The organism is Pseudomonas sp. PSE14 (assembly GCF_029203285.1).
GTDB lineage: Bacteria > Pseudomonadota > Gammaproteobacteria > Pseudomonadales > Pseudomonadaceae > Pseudomonas.
Map to the genome: position 1 here is coordinate 1054850 of NZ_CP115669.1, position 15575 is coordinate 1070424.

General features: G+C 64.8%; 12 protein-coding genes. 6 read left to right on the top strand and 6 right to left on the bottom strand.

From position 1 onward, the window contains the following. Positions 1–7 precede the first annotated feature (7 nt). On the bottom strand, positions 8–1147 hold the full coding sequence (gene arnB, locus O6P39_RS04935) for a UDP-4-amino-4-deoxy-L-arabinose aminotransferase (protein ID WP_275610296.1): 1140 nt from the start codon (positions 1145–1147) through the stop codon (positions 8–10). Positions 1148–1440: 293 nt separating this feature from the next. Here arnB and O6P39_RS04940 point away from each other — a divergent pair, with 293 nt between their 5' ends. The 4 genes from O6P39_RS04940 to O6P39_RS04955 all read left to right on the top strand — a co-directional run bounded on the left by O6P39_RS04940 (position 1441) and on the right by O6P39_RS04955 (position 5899). Next, positions 1441–3492, top strand: coding sequence for an aminotransferase class I/II-fold pyridoxal phosphate-dependent enzyme (locus O6P39_RS04940; protein WP_275610297.1), 2052 nt, complete (start codon positions 1441–1443; stop codon positions 3490–3492). A gap of 69 nt (positions 3493–3561) precedes the next feature. Then, positions 3562–4347, top strand: coding sequence for a transporter substrate-binding domain-containing protein (locus O6P39_RS04945; RefSeq protein WP_275610298.1), 786 nt, complete (start codon positions 3562–3564; stop codon positions 4345–4347). Positions 4348–4425: 78 nt separating this feature from the next. Next, the gene (locus O6P39_RS04950; RefSeq protein WP_275610299.1) at positions 4426–5136 is read left to right on the top strand and encodes an ABC transporter permease subunit; all 711 of its coding nucleotides are present in this window, start codon (positions 4426–4428) and stop codon (positions 5134–5136) included. A gap of 13 nt (positions 5137–5149) precedes the next feature. Next, entirely contained in the window at positions 5150–5899 is a 750-nt protein-coding gene (locus O6P39_RS04955; RefSeq protein ID WP_275610300.1) for an ABC transporter permease subunit, read from the top strand. Between the two features lie 211 nt (positions 5900–6110). On the opposite strand, the gene O6P39_RS04960 is transcribed toward O6P39_RS04955, so the two are convergent. After that, positions 6111–6728, bottom strand: a complete 618-nt coding sequence (locus tag O6P39_RS04960) for a TetR family transcriptional regulator C-terminal domain-containing protein (protein ID WP_275610301.1) — start codon at positions 6726–6728, stop codon at positions 6111–6113. Between the two features lie 110 nt (positions 6729–6838). Between O6P39_RS04960 and O6P39_RS04965 the strand changes: the two genes are divergently transcribed. Continuing rightward, the gene (locus tag O6P39_RS04965; RefSeq protein WP_275610302.1) at positions 6839–7852 is read left to right on the top strand and encodes a succinylglutamate desuccinylase/aspartoacylase family protein; all 1014 of its coding nucleotides are present in this window, start codon (positions 6839–6841) and stop codon (positions 7850–7852) included. A gap of 336 nt (positions 7853–8188) precedes the next feature. Here the strand turns inward: O6P39_RS04965 and O6P39_RS04970 are convergent, their stop codons facing one another. Next, positions 8189–9772 carry a peptide chain release factor 3 gene (locus tag O6P39_RS04970; RefSeq protein WP_275610303.1) on the bottom strand — a complete coding sequence of 528 codons (1584 nt, stop codon included), beginning with the start codon at positions 9770–9772 and terminating at the stop codon, positions 8189–8191. A gap of 612 nt (positions 9773–10384) precedes the next feature. Here O6P39_RS04970 and O6P39_RS04975 point away from each other — a divergent pair. After that, positions 10385–11548, top strand: a complete 1164-nt coding sequence (locus tag O6P39_RS04975; protein WP_275610304.1) for a type III PLP-dependent enzyme — start codon at positions 10385–10387, stop codon at positions 11546–11548. A gap of 512 nt (positions 11549–12060) precedes the next feature. Here the strand turns inward: O6P39_RS04975 and O6P39_RS04980 are convergent. From O6P39_RS04980 to O6P39_RS04990, 3 genes are all read right to left on the bottom strand, one after another. Next, positions 12061–13863: a phosphoethanolamine transferase CptA gene (locus O6P39_RS04980; RefSeq protein ID WP_275610305.1), complete on the bottom strand. Its 1803-nt coding sequence runs from the start codon at positions 13861–13863 to the stop codon at positions 12061–12063. A 102-nt stretch (positions 13864–13965) separates the two neighbouring features. Continuing rightward, on the bottom strand, positions 13966–14757 hold the full coding sequence (locus O6P39_RS04985) for a tetratricopeptide repeat protein (protein ID WP_275610306.1): 792 nt from the start codon (positions 14755–14757) through the stop codon (positions 13966–13968). Between the two features lie 6 nt (positions 14758–14763). Further along, entirely contained in the window at positions 14764–15444 is a 681-nt protein-coding gene (locus O6P39_RS04990) for a Fe2+-dependent dioxygenase (protein WP_275610307.1), read from the bottom strand. Positions 15445–15575: the final 131 nt, after the last annotated feature.

Genomic DNA, 15575 nt, shown 5'->3' on the forward strand with positions numbered 1-15575 from the left:
GATGGCGTTACCGGGTGATGGTTTCGATAGCTTCCACCACGCGGTCGAGGTCGCCGGTGGTCATGTCGGGGAACAGCGGAATGGAGCAAAGGCGCGCCGAGTTCCATTCGGTGTTGGGCAGGCTGACCCCGGGGAAGCGCTGGCGGTAGTAGCTGTGCAGGTGGCTGCCGATGAAGTGGATGCCGCTGCCGATGCCGCGTTGCTGCAAGGCCTGCATGAAGCCGTCGCGGTCGATGCCGCAGCGCTCGGCATCGATGCGCAGGATGTACAGGTGCCAGGCGTGCTGGTGCGGGTAGTCGGGCACGCTCAGCGGCTCGACCGGCAGGCCGGCCAGGCGCTCCTGGTAGGCCGCTGCCAGTTCGGCGCGGCGTGCGTTGATCGCCTCCAGGCGGTCGAGCTGGACCAGGGCGATGGCCGCGTTGATGTCGGTGAGGTTGTACTTGAAGCCGGGCTCGATCACCTGGGCCTGCGGCTTGCGGCCGTGGGTCAGGCGGTCGTAGGCGTCCACGCCCAGGCCATGGAACTTGAGCATGCGCACGCGATTGGCGAGGGCGTCGTCGTCGGTTACGAACATGCCGCCCTCGGCGCAGGTCATGTTCTTGATCGCATGGAAGGAGAAGATCGCGGTGCCGGTCTGGCCAACGGGGCGGCCGCGGTAGCGGGTGCCGGCGGCGTGGGCGGCGTCTTCGATCACGGCGATGCCGTGGCGCTGCGCCAGCGCGTTGATCGGGTCCATGTCGGCGGGTGCGCCGGCGTAGTGCACCGGGATGATGGCGCGGGTGCGCGGGGTGATCGCCGCTTCGATGCAGGCAGCGTCGGTCATCAGGGTGTCGCGGTCGACGTCGACGAACACCGGGGTCGCGCCCAGCAGGCAGATCATGTTGGCGGTGGAGACCCAGGTCTGCGACGGGGTGATCACCTCGTCGCCCGGGCCGATGCCCAGCGCCAGCAGGGCCAGGTGCATGCCGCCGGTGGCCGAGGCGATGGCCACGGCGTGCTTGCAGCCGATGGATTGGGCGAAGCGCTGTTCCAGCTCCTGGTTCTGCGGGCCGGTGGTGATCCAGCCGGAGCGCAGTACCTGATTGACCGCCCGAATCTCCTCGTCACTGATGCTGGGGCGGGAGAAGGGGAGGAAGTTCATGTCCATGTTATGGGGCCTGCTGGGCCGGAGCCGCGCTATTTGAGTGTAGGAAAGTTATCGAGGCATACGTTAAGAACCCGTTAAGTGCTTGTGGTGAAACTGTAATCCTGCTCGCCGAAGGGGCTTCATCGGCAATCCGAGCCGGGATGGGGGAATTCCGGGGCATCCTGAAAACGACATTGGAGTGTCGGTAATCGCTGTTGAACACTCGTTCATTCCTGCGTATGTTGGCCCCACGCTCTGACGGACAACAACACCAATACCCGTCGGACATTCCGTCATTCGGATGAGGTTCTCGCATGCGTTATTCGTCGCTTGTGGACAGGATGGTCGGACCCGGCGTCGCCGCCTGGGACATTCACTACGCGGCCATCGCCGCCCAGCGTGAAGGCCGGGATGTGATCGTCCTGAGCGTCGGTGATCCGGATTTCGCCACACCGGACTTCATCACCGAGGCCGCCGTCACCTCGCTGCGTGCCGGCGATACCCACTACAGCGACGTGGCCGGGCGTCCGGAGCTGCGCCAGGCCATCGCCGCGTTGCATGAACGACGCTGCGGACAGGCGACGGCGGCCGAGAACGTCATCGTCGTTGCCGGCGCGCAGAACGGCCTGTTTGCCGCCGCCATGTGCCTGCTGGAACCGGGGGATGAGGTCATCGTCTTCGACCCGGTCTACGTCACCTACGAAGCCACCCTGAAGTCCACCGGCGCCGTGCTGGTGCCAGTGCCGACCCGCGCCGGCAACGGTTTCCGCCCCGAGGCCGCCGACCTGGCCGCTGCCATTACCCCGCGCACCAAGGCGATCTTCTTCGCCAACCCGAACAACCCCACTGGCGTCGTGCTCAACCGCGAGGAGCTGCTGGCCATCGCCGAGCTGGCCCGCGCCCACGATCTCTGGGTGGTGGTCGACGAGGTTTACGAAGGCCTGACCTTCGAGCGCGAGCACCAGAGTTTCGCTGCCCTGCCGGGCATGGCCGAGCGCACCCTGAGCATCGGCAGCCTGTCGAAATCCCATGCGATGACTGGTTGGCGCACCGGCTGGGTGGTCGCCAACCCGACGCTGGTCGCTCACCTGGAAAACCTTGCGCTGAACATGTTCTACGGCCTGCCGGGGTTCGTTCAGGAGGCCGCGCGGGTGGCCGTCGAGCGGCACGACGAGGTGGTGTCGTCGATGCGCGAGATCTATCGCCGTCGCCGTGACCTGGTGGTTGCCGCGTTGAGCGATTGCCCGCGGGTGAAAGTGCTCCGGCCCGAAGCCGGCATGTTCGTCATGGTGGACGTGCGCGACACGGGGCTGAGTTCGCTGGACTTCTCCTGGCAGCTGTTCCATGCCACCGGCGTTTCGGTGCTGGATGCGGCGGCCTTCGGCCCGCAGGCGGAAGGTTTCGTGCGGCTGTCGTTCGGCTTGAGCGACGAGAGCATGGCCGAGGCTTGTGCGCGGATCATTCGCTTCGTCGAATCGCTTCCCGCAAGTGCCCGACCTGTAGGAGCGAGCTTGCTCGCGAACGCTCTTGATGTTTCCGGTGCAGAGGCAGGTTCGCGAGCAAGCTCGCTCCTACAAGAGCCGCAGCAGCCCGCGACGAAGCCGGTGATCGAGGTCCGCGATCTGCACAAGCGCTTCGGCGACTTCGAGGTGCTCAAGGGCGTGTCGCTGTCGGCCCGCGAGGGCGGGGTGATCTCGCTGATCGGCGCCAGTGGCTCGGGCAAGAGCACCCTGCTGCGTTGCATCAACATGCTGGAGATTCCCAACCAGGGCACGGTCACCGTCAACGGCGAGACCATCGGCCTGACCCAGAACCGTCACGGCGAGCCGATGGTGGCCGACCAGAAGCAACTGACGCGCATCCGCTCGCAGCTGGGCATGGTGTTCCAGAACTTCAACCTGTGGCCGCACCGCACGGTGCTGGAGAACCTGATCGAGGCGCCGACCTTCGTCCTCCACGAAAGCAAGGCGGAGGCCCGCGAGCGCGCCGAGGCGCTGCTGGAGCGTGTCGGCCTGGCGGAGAAGCGCCACGTCTACCCGGCCTTCCTCTCCGGCGGCCAGCAGCAGCGCGTGGCCATCGCCCGTGCGCTGGCGGTACGGCCGAAGGTCATGCTGTTCGACGAACCGACCTCGGCGCTGGACCCGGAACTGGTAGGCGAAGTGCTGCGGGTGATCCGTTCGCTGGCCGAGGAGGGGCGGACCATGATCCTGGTCACCCACGAGATGGCCTTCGCTCGCGATGTGTCCAGCCACGTGGCGTTCCTCCACAAGGGCCTGATCGAAGAGGAAGGCACGCCCGAGGAAGTCTTTTCGCGGCCGCGCAGCGAGCGCTGCCGGCAGTTCGTCAACGCGCACCAGAATCGCTGACCGATGCCGCGCAGTCGGCGCATCGATGAGCGTGACCCATAACAATCGAAAACAAGGCAGGGGATCACGATGAACAAGAAAGGTCTGTGCAACTGGGTGGTGGGTGCAACGATGCTCATGGCCGGCGCGGTAAGCGCGCAGGCCGAGACGATCCGTTTCGCCCTGGCCGCCGAACCCTATCCGCCCTTCTCGCAGAAGCAGCCCGACGGCAGCTGGGCCGGCTTCGAGCCGGACCTGATCCGCAAGGTCTGCACCGAGATGAAGGCGACCTGTGAGATCGACGAAGTGGCCTGGGACGGCATCATCCCAGCCCTGCTGGCGAAGAAGATCGACGTGATCTTCAACTCCCTGTCCATCACCGAGGAGCGCGAGAAGCAGATCGCCTTCAGCCGCCCCTACTACGACACCCCGGTGGGTGTAGCCGCGCCTCAGGCCATGGACCTGCAGATCAGCCCCGAGGGCCTGAAGGGCAAGACCATCGGCGTGCAGATTTCCACCGTCAGTTCCAACTACCTGAAGAAGTACTACGAGAAGATCGCCGACGTGCGCTACTACGACACCCAGGACTCGGTGAACGCCGACCTGGTGGCCGGACGCATCGACCTGATGATGGCCGACGCCATCGCCGTGGCGACCTTCCTCAAGTCGCCGGACGCCCAGGCGGCCGGGATCGTCAGCAAGGGCGAGGTGAAGCACGACCCGCTCTTCGGCCGTGGCGTCGGCGCCGGCCTGCGCAAGGAGGATACCGCGCTCAAGGCCCGGGTCGACGAAGCCATCGGCAAGCTGCTGGCCAGCGATGACTACAAGGCGCTGTCGGACAAGTACTTCGGCATGAGCGTCGCGCCCAAGCAATAACCCCCGGACGTGAGCTGATGGACCCGCGTCCGCTCCGGGCGCGGGTACGGCACTGAGCCTCCAATTACGGTGAATGCCATGCAAAGCATCTTCGACCTGATCGGCTTCGGCGCCACGGGCTGGGGCCCGGCGCTGCTCAAGGGGCTGCTGGTTACCCTGCAGATTTCCGTCGGCGCCTTCCTGGTCGGCCTGTTGATCGGCCTCGGCGCGGCCAGCGCCAAGATCGGCGGACCCCGGCCGTTGGCGATGCTCGCGCGCGGTTACACCACGCTGTGCCGGGCGGTGCCGGAACTGCTGCTGATCCTGCTGCTGTTCTATGTCGGCTCCATGGGCCTGAACGAGCTCTTCGCCTGGCTCGGCTTCGGCGAGGTGAAGCTCAACGGCATGATGGTGGCCATCGTCGTGCTCGGCCTGGTGCAGGGCGCCTATGCCTCGGAAATCTTCCGTGGCGCGATCCAGGCGATCCCCTACGGACAGATCGAGGCCGCACGCGCCTATGGCATGCACGGCTTCGGCCTGTTCCGCCGCGTGACCCTGCCGATCATGGCGCCCAACGCGCTGGCCGGCATGGCCAACCTCTGGGTCAACCTGATCAAGGACAGCGCGCTGATCAGCGTGGTGGGCACCAACGAGTTGCTCTACACCGCCAAGCAGGCCGCCGGCTCCACCCGGCACTACCTGACCTTCTACCTCACCGCGGCGGCGCTGTACTACGTGCTCACCGTGCTTTCCAACCTGTTCGCAGGCTACCTGGAGCGGCGCTTCCGCCGCTGGATTCCGGCGGTTTGAACGAGGCGCGGCAATGAACGAACACTGGCTATTCGTCTACGGCACCCTGCTGCTCAAGGGGCTGGGCACCACCCTGGTGATCCTGCTGATCTCCGCCATCCTGGGCTTCGCGCTGGCACTGGGCGTGGCGCTGGCGCGGATGTCGCGCAACTTCCTGGTCTCGCGCCTGGCGCTGGCTTACACCAGTGTGATCCGCGGCACGCCGCTGCTGGTGCAGATCTACATCTTCTACTACGGCCTGGGCAGTCTGTTCGCGCAGTTCCCGCTGATCCGCGGCAGCTTTCTCTGGCCCTACCTGCGCGATGGCTTCTGGTACATCGTCATCGCGCTGATCCTCTCGGTCGGCGCCTATGTCGGCGAGGTGGTGCGTGGCGGGCTGCGGGCAGTGCCGCGCGGTGAGCTGGAGGCCGCCTCGGCGTTCGGCATGAATCGCACGCTGGTGCTCTACCGCGTCTGGCTGCCCCGGGCGATCCGCCTGCTGCTGCCGACCCTGGCGGGGGAGAGCGTGATGCTGCTCAAGTCCACCGCGCTGGCGTCCACCATCGCCGTGGTCGACCTGCTCGGCGCGGCCAACGTGGTGCGCGCGCAGACCTTCCATGTCTACGAACCGTTGCTGCTGGTGGCGGCGATCTACATCTGCCTGACCTTCATCATCGAAGCCGGCTTCTCCGTGCTGGAGCGCACCACGCCGATTCGCCGCGAGGCGCAGAGCACGACGTCGCGTTCCTGGCTGGGCAAGCGGCGGCCGCGTACGGCTGTTTGATAGTGGATTCATGCTCGCATCACGATCTCGCGAGCTGGAGCTGGAGCTGGAGCTGGAGCTGGAGCTGGAGCTGGAGCTGGAGCTGGAGCTGGAGCTGGAGCTGGAGCTGGAGCTGGGTTAGGCGGGGGGGGCTCGAGGAGCGGAGTTTACGCCAGTAAATGAGCATCTGAGAGCGCCGCCCAAGGACATCCAGCCGACGCGCAGCAGATCGTCAGGCATAGGCGCCGCGACGTAGCCCTTCAACCCAGCAACGGCTGAGTTCCAGGCCGTCCGCGGCGCTGAAGGTGGCGGGGTTCAGGCACCACTCCAGCCACAGCCCGTCGAGCATGGCGGAGAGGCCGATGGCGGCCAGGCGCGGTCGTGCCACGGTGAAGCCTTCGGCCGCAGCGAGGTCGCTGATGAGTGTTTCCAGGATGGCGAGGTAGCTCTGATAGCCGCGTTCGTGAGCGTCGTTCACCGGCGGCGAGTGACGGATCAGGCTCCAGAACACCACCCAGGGGCTGAGCAGGTCGGGGTCCAGGACCTGGGGCGAGAAGGAGCCGGTGAGGAAGGCTTCCATGCGCGCCGCGGGGTCGTTGCCGGCGGCGTCGACCTGTTCGTAGAGCGCCTGGGTGACTTCGCTGGCGAGGGTCTCGTAGGCCTGGGCGACCAGCGCGTCGATGCTACCGAAGTGGTGGTTCACCAGGCCGACGGCGACGCCGGCTTCCTTGGCGATGCGGCGCACCGAGATGCCCGCGTGGCCATCGGCGACCAGGCACTTGAGGCAGGCGCGCACCAGGTGGTCGCGACGTTCCTCGGAGGTGGCGCGCTGGGCTTTCTGGCGAGGCATGTCCAAGGGGTGTCCTTGCGGGCTGGTAATGACTGGCTCCGATACTAGGAGGCGCCGAAGAAGATTTCCATGGGCGATTCGGACAGAGGCCCGACAAAAGGAGAGTGCATATGATCGAGGACGTTTCCTTCAGCGTACCCGGGGATTCCGGGGCCGAGTTGTGCGTACGCGCCTGGCGTGTCGATGGCGGCAGACCAGGGCCGAAGGTGCACCTGCAGGCAGGGGTGCATGCCGATGAAATCGCCGGGATGCTGGTGCTTCACGAATTGCTGCCGCGCCTGCGCGAGGCAGCGCAAAATGGCGCGTTGAACGGCAGCGTGACGGTGGTGCCGCAGGCCAATCCGATCGGCATCGGGCAGTTCCGCCAGGGGCGCATACTCGGCCGTCATCATGATGCGAGCGCGCGCAATTTCAACCGTGGCTTCCCCGCGTCGGCGTCGGCTCGCGGCACCTTGGACAACCTCTCGCTGTGGCAGAAACGCCTGGCCGAACTGGCCGCTCCGGCAGACATCGTGCTCGACCTGCACACCGACGACGAGGCGCTGCCGTACGTCTATCTGCACGAGTGCTTCTGGCCGGCCGGCCAGGACCTCGCCGCAGCGCTGCGTGCGGAACTGGCGATCATCTGGGAGGGCGACAGCGACGGGGCGTTCGAGGAGGTGGTGATCGCACCCTGGCTGGCCGAGCAGCGTTTCGCCGGACGTCTGGTGGCCACGGTCGAGCTGCGTGGGCAGGGCGATGTCAGCGACGCGCTGGCACAGCAGGATGCCGATGGCCTGTACCGCTTCCTCGGCGCCCGTGGTGTGGTAACCGATGCCGGGCCATTGCCTGAATGGAAAGGCGTCGCCACGCCCATCGGCTTCATGGAAACCGTGTTTGCACCGGCTGCTGGAGTGCTGGTGTTCGAGCGTGAGTTGGGCGAGTACATCGAGGCGGGCGAGCGCTTTGCGCGCATCGTTTCGCACCCTGGCGACTCAAGTAGTGAGCACATCCTGCGGGCACCGCAGAGTGGATTGTTCGCCACTCGTTACCGTGACCGGCTGATTCCCCAGGGTGCTATCGCGGGCAAGTTTACCGGCACAGGGCCTTCGAGCACTTGGATTGCCGGGGCACTCGATCCTTGATGGGGGCTCCTACGCTCAATTCCGTGCATCAGCCTGCCCTCACCCTGACTCTCTCATGGAGGGTGAGAGGACCGTTCGATGCGGGATGAAACCCTAGCCTCAGCCGGTACGGATAGCTCCCTCTCCCTTCAGGGAGAGGGCTGGGGAGAGGGTATACAGGCTGACGTCGAAGCCGAGCTTGGCTCTGTTCCCCCTCCCTAACCCTCCCCCTGAAGGGCGAGGGGACCGTACGGAGCGAGGTGGTGCATCGAGCCAGACGGAAACGAAATTGCAAAGTAGCCGATCAGCGCCAGCAAAAACGCCCGCGCAAGGCGGGCGTTTCAAAGGGCGGCGAACTCAGTGGTGTTCGCGGGTGGCGCGGAAGGTGATGTCCGGCCAGCGCTCTTCCATCAGGCTCAGGTTGACGCGGGTCGGGGCCAGGTAGGTGAGGTGGCCGCCGCCGTCCACGGAGAGGTTCTCCATGGCCTTGTCCTTGAACTCCTTGAGCTTCTTCTCGTCCTTGCACTCGATCCAGCGCGCCGACCAGACGTTGATCGCCTCGTAGGCGCACTCGACCTTGTATTCCTCCTTCAGGCGGCTGGCGACGACGTCGAACTGCAGCACACCGACGGCGCCGAGGATGATGTCGTTGTTGCGCTCGGGGAAGAAGACTTGCGTCGCGCCTTCCTCGGCCAGTTCCTGCAGGCCCTGGCGCAGCTGCTTGGACTTCAGCGGGTCCTTCAGGCGCACGCGGCGGAACAGTTCCGGGGCGAAGTGCGGGATGCCGGTGAAGCCCAGCGCCTCCCCTTCGGTGAAGGTGTCGCCGATCTGGATGGTGCCGTGGTTGTGCAGGCCGATGATGTCGCCGGCGTAGGCCTCTTCCAGCTGCTCACGCTCGCTGGAGAAGAAGGTCAGCGCGTCGGCGATCTTCACGTCCTTGCCCAGGCGCACGTGGCGCATCTTCATGCCCTTCTCGTACTTGCCCGAGCAGATGCGCATGAAGGCGATGCGGTCGCGGTGCTTGGGGTCCATGTTCGCCTGGATCTTGAACACGAAGCCGGAGAACTTCTCCTCGGTCGGCGCCACGGTGCGCTCGTGGGTGCCGCGCTCCAGCGGTTGCGGGGCCCAGTCGACGATGCAGTCGAGCACCTGGTCGACACCGAAGTTGCCCAGTGCGGTACCGAAGAACACCGGGGTCATCTCGCCGTTGAGGAAGGCCTGCTTGTCGAACTCGTGGCAGGCGCCCTGCACCAGTTCCAGCTCTTCGAGGAAGTTCTCGTAAAGGTCGCCCAGGTGCGCGCGGGCTTCGTCGGAGTCGAGCTTGTCGATGATCTTCGTCTCGATGCGCTCGTGGCCGTGGCCGGGCACGTAGACGATGATCTTGTCCTGGGCGAGGTGGTACACGCCCTTGAAGTCCTTGTAGCAACCGATCGGCCAGGTGATGGGCGCGGCCTTGATCTTCAGGACGGCTTCGATCTCGTCGAGCAGTTCGATGGGGTCACGGATGTCGCGGTCGAGCTTGTTGATGAAGCTGACGATGGGAGTGTCGCGCAGGCGGCAGACTTCCATCAGGGCGATGGTGCGCGGCTCTACACCCTTACCGCCGTCGAGGACCATCAGCGCCGAGTCCACCGCGGTCAGGGTGCGGTAGGTGTCTTCGGAGAAGTCTTCGTGGCCGGGGGTGTCGAGCAGGTTGATCATGTGCTCGCGGTAGGGGAACTGCATCACCGAGGTGGTGATGGAGATGCCGCGCTGCTTTTCCATCTCCATCCAGTCGGAGGTGGCGTGGCGGTCGGATTTACGCGACTTCACGGTACCGGCGACGGCGATCGCCTTGCCCATCAGCAGGAGCTTTTCGGTAATGGTGGTCTTACCGGCGTCGGGGTGGGAAATGATCGCGAACGTGCGGCGTTTGGCGACTTCGGCGGCCTGGATGGTCATGGATGCGTGCCTGGCTGGAATCGATGATGGGCCCGGATCGGCCCAAAAGCGCGGGATTATAACGGGAAATGACCGGTCGATCAGCGCCACCGGGCACCCGGTGGCCGACGCGCGTTCCCGGCGGTCCCTCCGGAGGGGGAATCGGCAATCGAATCCGAGGCCATCGACTCACCGGTCATGACCTCTTCATCCGGGCGGGAATAGGTCGGTCGGACAGCCCCTGTCACTCTCTTGAAACCCGCGTCTGTGCAGCATTTCATGACGTTTTGTTAAGGATTTGAAACGAAACGCCGGATCGCGACAAAGGGTTATGAAAAAGCGGCAATTTTTGATTGATCTGTGGTGCCTGTGGTCCTAAAGTTCGCGCCCGAACGCTCATGCTGGAAACGATCCATCCGGCTCAAGTACTGACGACGAGAGGTTGCCGACCCGGCGACTCCGCGCCCCGAGAGGGGCAGGGAGCCCAGGAGAAGTCGGAACCGGTAATGCTCGGCGACATGCCTTGGGAAGTAGGCGAACCAAAGTGGGGAAACTGATCAGGCGTTCGTGGCTCGAAAGTAAAAGAGCCGTCCCTCTTTTCAATTGCGTGTTTTGCCATTTGGAGTCCCAACCATGTCCATCAAGGTCGAGGATTACTTCGCCCCGGAAACCTTCCAGCGCATGAAGGCGTTTGCCGACAAGCAGGAAACCCCCTTCGTCGTCATCGACAAGCAGACCATCGCCAACGCGTACGATCAGCTGACCGACTGCTTCCCCTTCGCCAAGATCTACTACGCGGTGAAGGCCAACCCGGCCACTGAGATCACCGAGCTGCTGCGCGACAAGGGTTCTAACTTCGACATCGCCTCGATCTACGAGCTGGACAAGGTGATGAAGACCGGCGTGGGCCCGGAGCGCATCAGCTACGGCAACACCATCAAGAAAGCCCGCGACATCCGCTACTTCTACGAGAAGGGCGTGCGCCTGTTCGCCACCGACTCCGAGGCCGACCTGCGCAACATCGCCAAGGCCGCGCCGGGCTCCAAGGTCTACGTGCGCATCCTCACCGAGGGTTCCACCTCCGCCGACTGGCCGCTGTCGCGCAAGTTCGGCTGCCAGACCGACATGGCCATGGACCTGCTGGTGCTGGCTCGCGACCTGGGCCTGGTGCCCTACGGCGTGTCCTTCCACGTTGGCTCGCAGCAGCGCGACATCGGCGTATGGGACGCGGCCATCGCCAAGGTGAAGGTCATCTTCGAGCGCCTGAAGGAAGAAGACGGCATCGAACTGAAGATGATCAATATGGGCGGCGGCTTCCCGGCCAACTACATCGCCAAGACCAACAGCCTGGAAACCTACGCCGAAGAGATCATCCGCTTCCTCAAGGAAGACTTCGGCGACGAGCTGCCGGAAATCATCCTGGAGCCGGGCCGTTCGCTGATCGCCAATGCCGGCATCCTGGTCAGCGAAGTGGTGCTGGTGGCGCGCAAGTCGCGTACCGCCGTGGAGCGCTGGGTGTTCACCGACGTGGGCAAGTTCTCCGGCCTGATCGAAACCATGGACGAGTCCATCAAGTTCCCGATCCACGTGGAGAAGCAGGGCGAGCTGGAAGAAGTGGTGATCGCCGGCCCGACCTGCGACAGCGCCGATATCATGTACGAGCACTACAAGTACGGCCTGCCGCTGAACCTGGCTGCCGGCGACCGCCTGTACTGGCTGTCCACCGGCGCCTACACCACCAGCTACAGCGCGGTGGAATTCAACGGCTTCCCGCCGCTGAAGGCGTTCTACCTGTAAGCTTCAGGCTCGAATGAAAAGGCCCCGCGATGCGGGGCTTTTTCGTTTCTGGAATGACGCGTAGGGCGTACAACCGTTCGCGGTTGTACGCCGATGCACCGTGCCTTGCCGCCGGTGCCGGAGCTGGATTCGGAGTGCCCTGATATCGCGGTCAAACGGCGTATAACGTCGAACGTTATACACCCTACGGTGACCAGCGGACTTCGTCCGTGATGGAACACGGCGCGAGGGCGGATCGCGGAAGGAGTCCGCTCCTACGAGATGCATCTGCGCTCGGGTTGGCCCTCACCCTAACCCTCTCCCAGGGGGAGAGGGGACCGTCCGGTGCAGGATGAAACTACTCTGTCAGCCGGCACGATCTGGCTCCCTCTCCCTGAGGGAGAGGGCTGGGGTGAGGGGGAAAGCCCTGGCACAGATTCAGCCGGGACAAGACAGTTGCTCCTGCGAAAAACCGTCGCATCGGGAAATGAAAACGCCCCGCATTGCGGGGCGTTTTCACGATCTGGATCGACTCAACCCTTGTTGGGTTGCGCTTCCGGAGCCTGGGCGGTATCCGGCGACTTGGATTCCTTGACGATCTCCTGCTGCGGCGCGGCCTGGGTCGGCGGCAGCTTATCGAACTCGCGCAGGCCATCCTTCTTGTACGGGTCGCCGATCCAGCGCGGGGCCACGGCGAACTGGTCGCTGACCAGGCTCTTGACCGGCTCGAAGCGGTCGTAGCTCAGGCCCGCCAGATCCGACAGGGTGTGGATCAGGTGCGAGCTGCTGTACGGACGGTTGGCGGCCGCCTGCAGGTCGCGCGGGTGCGCTGCCTGCCAGCTGGGCGAGGTCCAGACCATGAACGGAATGGTGTACATCGGCCGGGTCGGGGCGCCTTCGTTGCGGCCCAGGCGGTCGTGGTTGCCCGAGCTGTAGACATCCTCGCCGTGGTCGGAGAGGTACAGCAGGAAACCGTTCGGGTCGGTCGCGGCGTAACGCTTGATCAGGCTGGAGACCACGAAGTCGTTGTACAGCACGGCGTTGTCATAGAAGTTGTAGGTTTCCACCTGGTCGTCCGATAGCGCCGAGGGCACGCCCTGGCGGTCCTTGAACTGGGCGTACTGCTCCGGATAGCGGTAGCGGTAGTCCATGTGCGTGCCGAGCAGGTGGATGACGATGAACTTCTTCTGCGCCGGGTCCTGCAGGGCCTTCTCGAAGGGTTCGAGCACCACGCCGTCGTACTGGCTGGCGTTCTGGTTGCGCTGGTTGTTCAGGTAGAACTGCGCATCCGTCTGCTGCGAGAAGGTGGTGAGCATGGTGTTGCGCTTGGTCATCGTCTGCTGGTTGGTGATCCAGAAGGTCTTGTAGCCTGCCTGTTTCATCAGGTTGATCAGCGACGGATCGGTGAGGAACTTGTCGGGGTTCTGCTCGTCACCGAAGGTGAGGATCTGCTGCATCACCTCGATGGTGTAGGGACGCGGCGAGACCACGTTCTGGAACACCGTCAGGTTGTGGCCCTCGGCCGCCGCCAGGGCGTCGAGGTTCGGGGTGGTTTCGCGCGGGTAGCTGTACAGGTGCATGTGCTCGCGGGTGGTGGATTCACCCAGCACCAGTACCAGAGTGCGCGGCGCTTCGCCGCTGCTGTCCTTGAGGTTCTGCAGCGGCGGCAGGGAGGCGTTCTGCTCCAGCAGCTTCTGCATGTTGTCCAGCTGCTGGCGGTACTGGGCGTAGCCCACGACCAGTTGCCAGGGCACGGCCGGCTCCATGCGCTGCTGCACCTTCTCCAGCGCCTCGGCGAAGCTACGCTCCTGGGTGACCATCTGCTTGTAGAAGGGGTAGACCAGGTTCATCACCACCAGCAGCACGGCCACCGGCACGCGGGTGTAGAGCGGCAGGGTGACCGGGCGGATGCGCCGCCACAGCAGTACCGCGACCACGCTGTAGACCAGCAGCGCCAGGCACAGCCAGAGGCTGAAGTACTGGCTGAAATACTCGCCGGCTTCGGCGGTGTTCGATTCGAACATGACGAAGATGACGCTCTGCGAGAACTCCTGGCGGTAGATGCCGAAGTAGCTCAGGCCCACCAGCGAGGCGCCCCACAGCACCAGGCCGATGACCGCCGAAATTCCGCGGGTGAAGCGCGGTAGCAGCAGCACCGGAGCGAGCCACAGGCTGCTGAGGAAGAAGGCGTCACGGAAGCCGGCAAAGCCGGTGGTGCCGGTCGCCAGGATCAGCAGTTGGGTAACGCCGGAGAAGTACCAGAAGAACAGGAGTAGCCAGCCCAGGCCGGCCCAGTCGACGCCTTTACGGGCAGAAGGGGAATTAGTGGTAGACACACACGCCTCGTCGATTCGGGACAGAAGGCTGCAATCCCGCAGCCGAAAAAGCCGGAGAGGTTAACAGGAGTGAGGTGAAAAATGCGTCAAGTTGCGGCGATCCTAGGCTGGACGTAGCGAATCCAGACGTATTCCGTCGGATTCATCGCCCAGTTCGGCGGCACGCTGGCCATAGGCGTGAGCCAGCTGACGCAAGGCTTCCTGTGGGGACCGGGCCAGTTGATCGCGGGCGACCCGCAGGAAGTTCAGGTTGCCACCCTGCAGCGCGCGCTGCAGCCAGGGCAAGGCGCCTTCCAGGTCGCCGGCCTCGGCCAGCACCGTGGCGTGGCTGAACTGCCCACGGAAGTCACCGGCCTCGGCGGAGTGCCGGTACCAGCGATGGGCGGCCTCGGCATCGCGGGGGACCACCAAGCCTTCCTCGTAGAAGCGGCCGACCAGATTCATCGACTTGGCGTGCCCCAGTTCCGCCGCCCGGCGGTATAGCGCCAGGGCGTGCGCCTCGTCGCGTGCCACGCCGCGTCCGGTGGCCAGCAGGTTGGCCAGGTTGTACATCGCCCAGTCCAGGCCGGCTTCGGCGGCGAGCGCGTAGTGGCCGGCGGCTGAGGTGGGGTCGGCGGCGCAACCCCAGCCGTGTTCCAGGCAGCGGCCGAGCATGTTGCGCGCCATGCTGTGGCCGCGTTCGGCGGCGATGCCGAACCAGGTCATGGCCAGCGATGGGGCGCGCTCGATGCCGCGGCCGTCGAGGAGGATCTGGCCGAGCAGCGCCTGGGCTTCCAGCTCGCCGTCGCGAGCGGCGGCGAGGATCAGCCGGGCAGCCTGGCGTGGGTTGTCGGCGAGCTGGCCATTGAGGTCTTCAACGGCGACTTCTTCGGTGCGGCGCAGGACGAAGCTCATGGGCGGTCAGACATCCACCCAGCGGCGCAGCAGGTTGTGGTAGGTGCCGGTCAGTTCGACCAGCGCCGGATGCTCGGGCACGTCGCGGGTCAGCGCCTGGATCGACTGGTCCATCTGGAACAGCAGGGCGCGCTGGCTGTCCTCGCGCACCAGGCTCTGGGTCCAGAAGAAGGAGGCGATTCGCGCGCCACGGGTCACCGGGTTGACCTTGTGCAGGCTGGTGGCGGGGTAGAGCACCAGGTCGCCGGCCGGCAGCTTGACCTGCTGGGTGCCGTAGGTGTCCTGGATCACCAGTTCGCCGCCGTCGTAATCCTCGGGGTCGCTGAAGAACAGGGTCGAGGAGACGTCGGTGCGTACGCGCTCGCGGCCGCCCTGGACGTCGCGCACGGCGTTGTCGATGTGGAAGTCGAAGGAGCCGCCGCCGGTATAGCAGTTGAACAGTGGAGGAAAGACCTTGTGCGGCAACGCGGCGGACTGGAACAGTGGGTTGCTCCACAGGCGCTGCAGCATGGCCTCGCCGATCTCGCGGGCCAGCGGGTGGTCCTGCGGCAACTGCAGGTTGTGCTTGGCACGGGCCGACTGGTAGCCGGCGGTAGCCTTGCCGTCGCCCCATTCGGCCTGTTCCAGGGCGGCGCGAATACGCACCACTTCCTCGCGGGTGAAGATGCCGGGAATGTGCAACAGCATGGGGCGGTTCCGTCGGTGCCTGAGAAGTTGGCAATGATAATGATTTGCAATAGACGACTACAACCGCCATGCCCTGTCATTGGTCAGTCATGAAATGTAAATCTTGTAAATCATACGCGTATGAGAATAAG

What these genes read in the sequence shown, in the direction of transcription:
- arnB (WP_275610296.1), bottom strand. Translation starts at nt 1,147, where the DNA reads ATGGACATGAACTTCCTCCCCTTCTCCCGCCCCAGCATCAGTGACGAG.
- O6P39_RS04940 (WP_275610297.1), top strand. Translation starts at nt 1,441, where the DNA reads ATGCGTTATTCGTCGCTTGTGGACAGGATGGTCGGACCCGGCGTCGCC.
- O6P39_RS04945 (WP_275610298.1), top strand. Translation starts at nt 3,562, where the DNA reads ATGAACAAGAAAGGTCTGTGCAACTGGGTGGTGGGTGCAACGATGCTC.
- O6P39_RS04950 (WP_275610299.1), top strand. Translation starts at nt 4,426, where the DNA reads ATGCAAAGCATCTTCGACCTGATCGGCTTCGGCGCCACGGGCTGGGGC.
- O6P39_RS04955 (WP_275610300.1), top strand. Translation starts at nt 5,150, where the DNA reads ATGAACGAACACTGGCTATTCGTCTACGGCACCCTGCTGCTCAAGGGG.
- O6P39_RS04960 (WP_275610301.1), bottom strand. Translation starts at nt 6,728, where the DNA reads ATGCCTCGCCAGAAAGCCCAGCGCGCCACCTCCGAGGAACGTCGCGAC.
- O6P39_RS04965 (WP_275610302.1), top strand. Translation starts at nt 6,839, where the DNA reads ATGATCGAGGACGTTTCCTTCAGCGTACCCGGGGATTCCGGGGCCGAG.
- O6P39_RS04970 (WP_275610303.1), bottom strand. Translation starts at nt 9,772, where the DNA reads ATGACCATCCAGGCCGCCGAAGTCGCCAAACGCCGCACGTTCGCGATC.
- O6P39_RS04975 (WP_275610304.1), top strand. Translation starts at nt 10,385, where the DNA reads ATGTCCATCAAGGTCGAGGATTACTTCGCCCCGGAAACCTTCCAGCGC.
- O6P39_RS04985 (WP_275610306.1), bottom strand. Translation starts at nt 14,757, where the DNA reads ATGAGCTTCGTCCTGCGCCGCACCGAAGAAGTCGCCGTTGAAGACCTC.
- O6P39_RS04990 (WP_275610307.1), bottom strand. Translation starts at nt 15,444, where the DNA reads ATGCTGTTGCACATTCCCGGCATCTTCACCCGCGAGGAAGTGGTGCGT.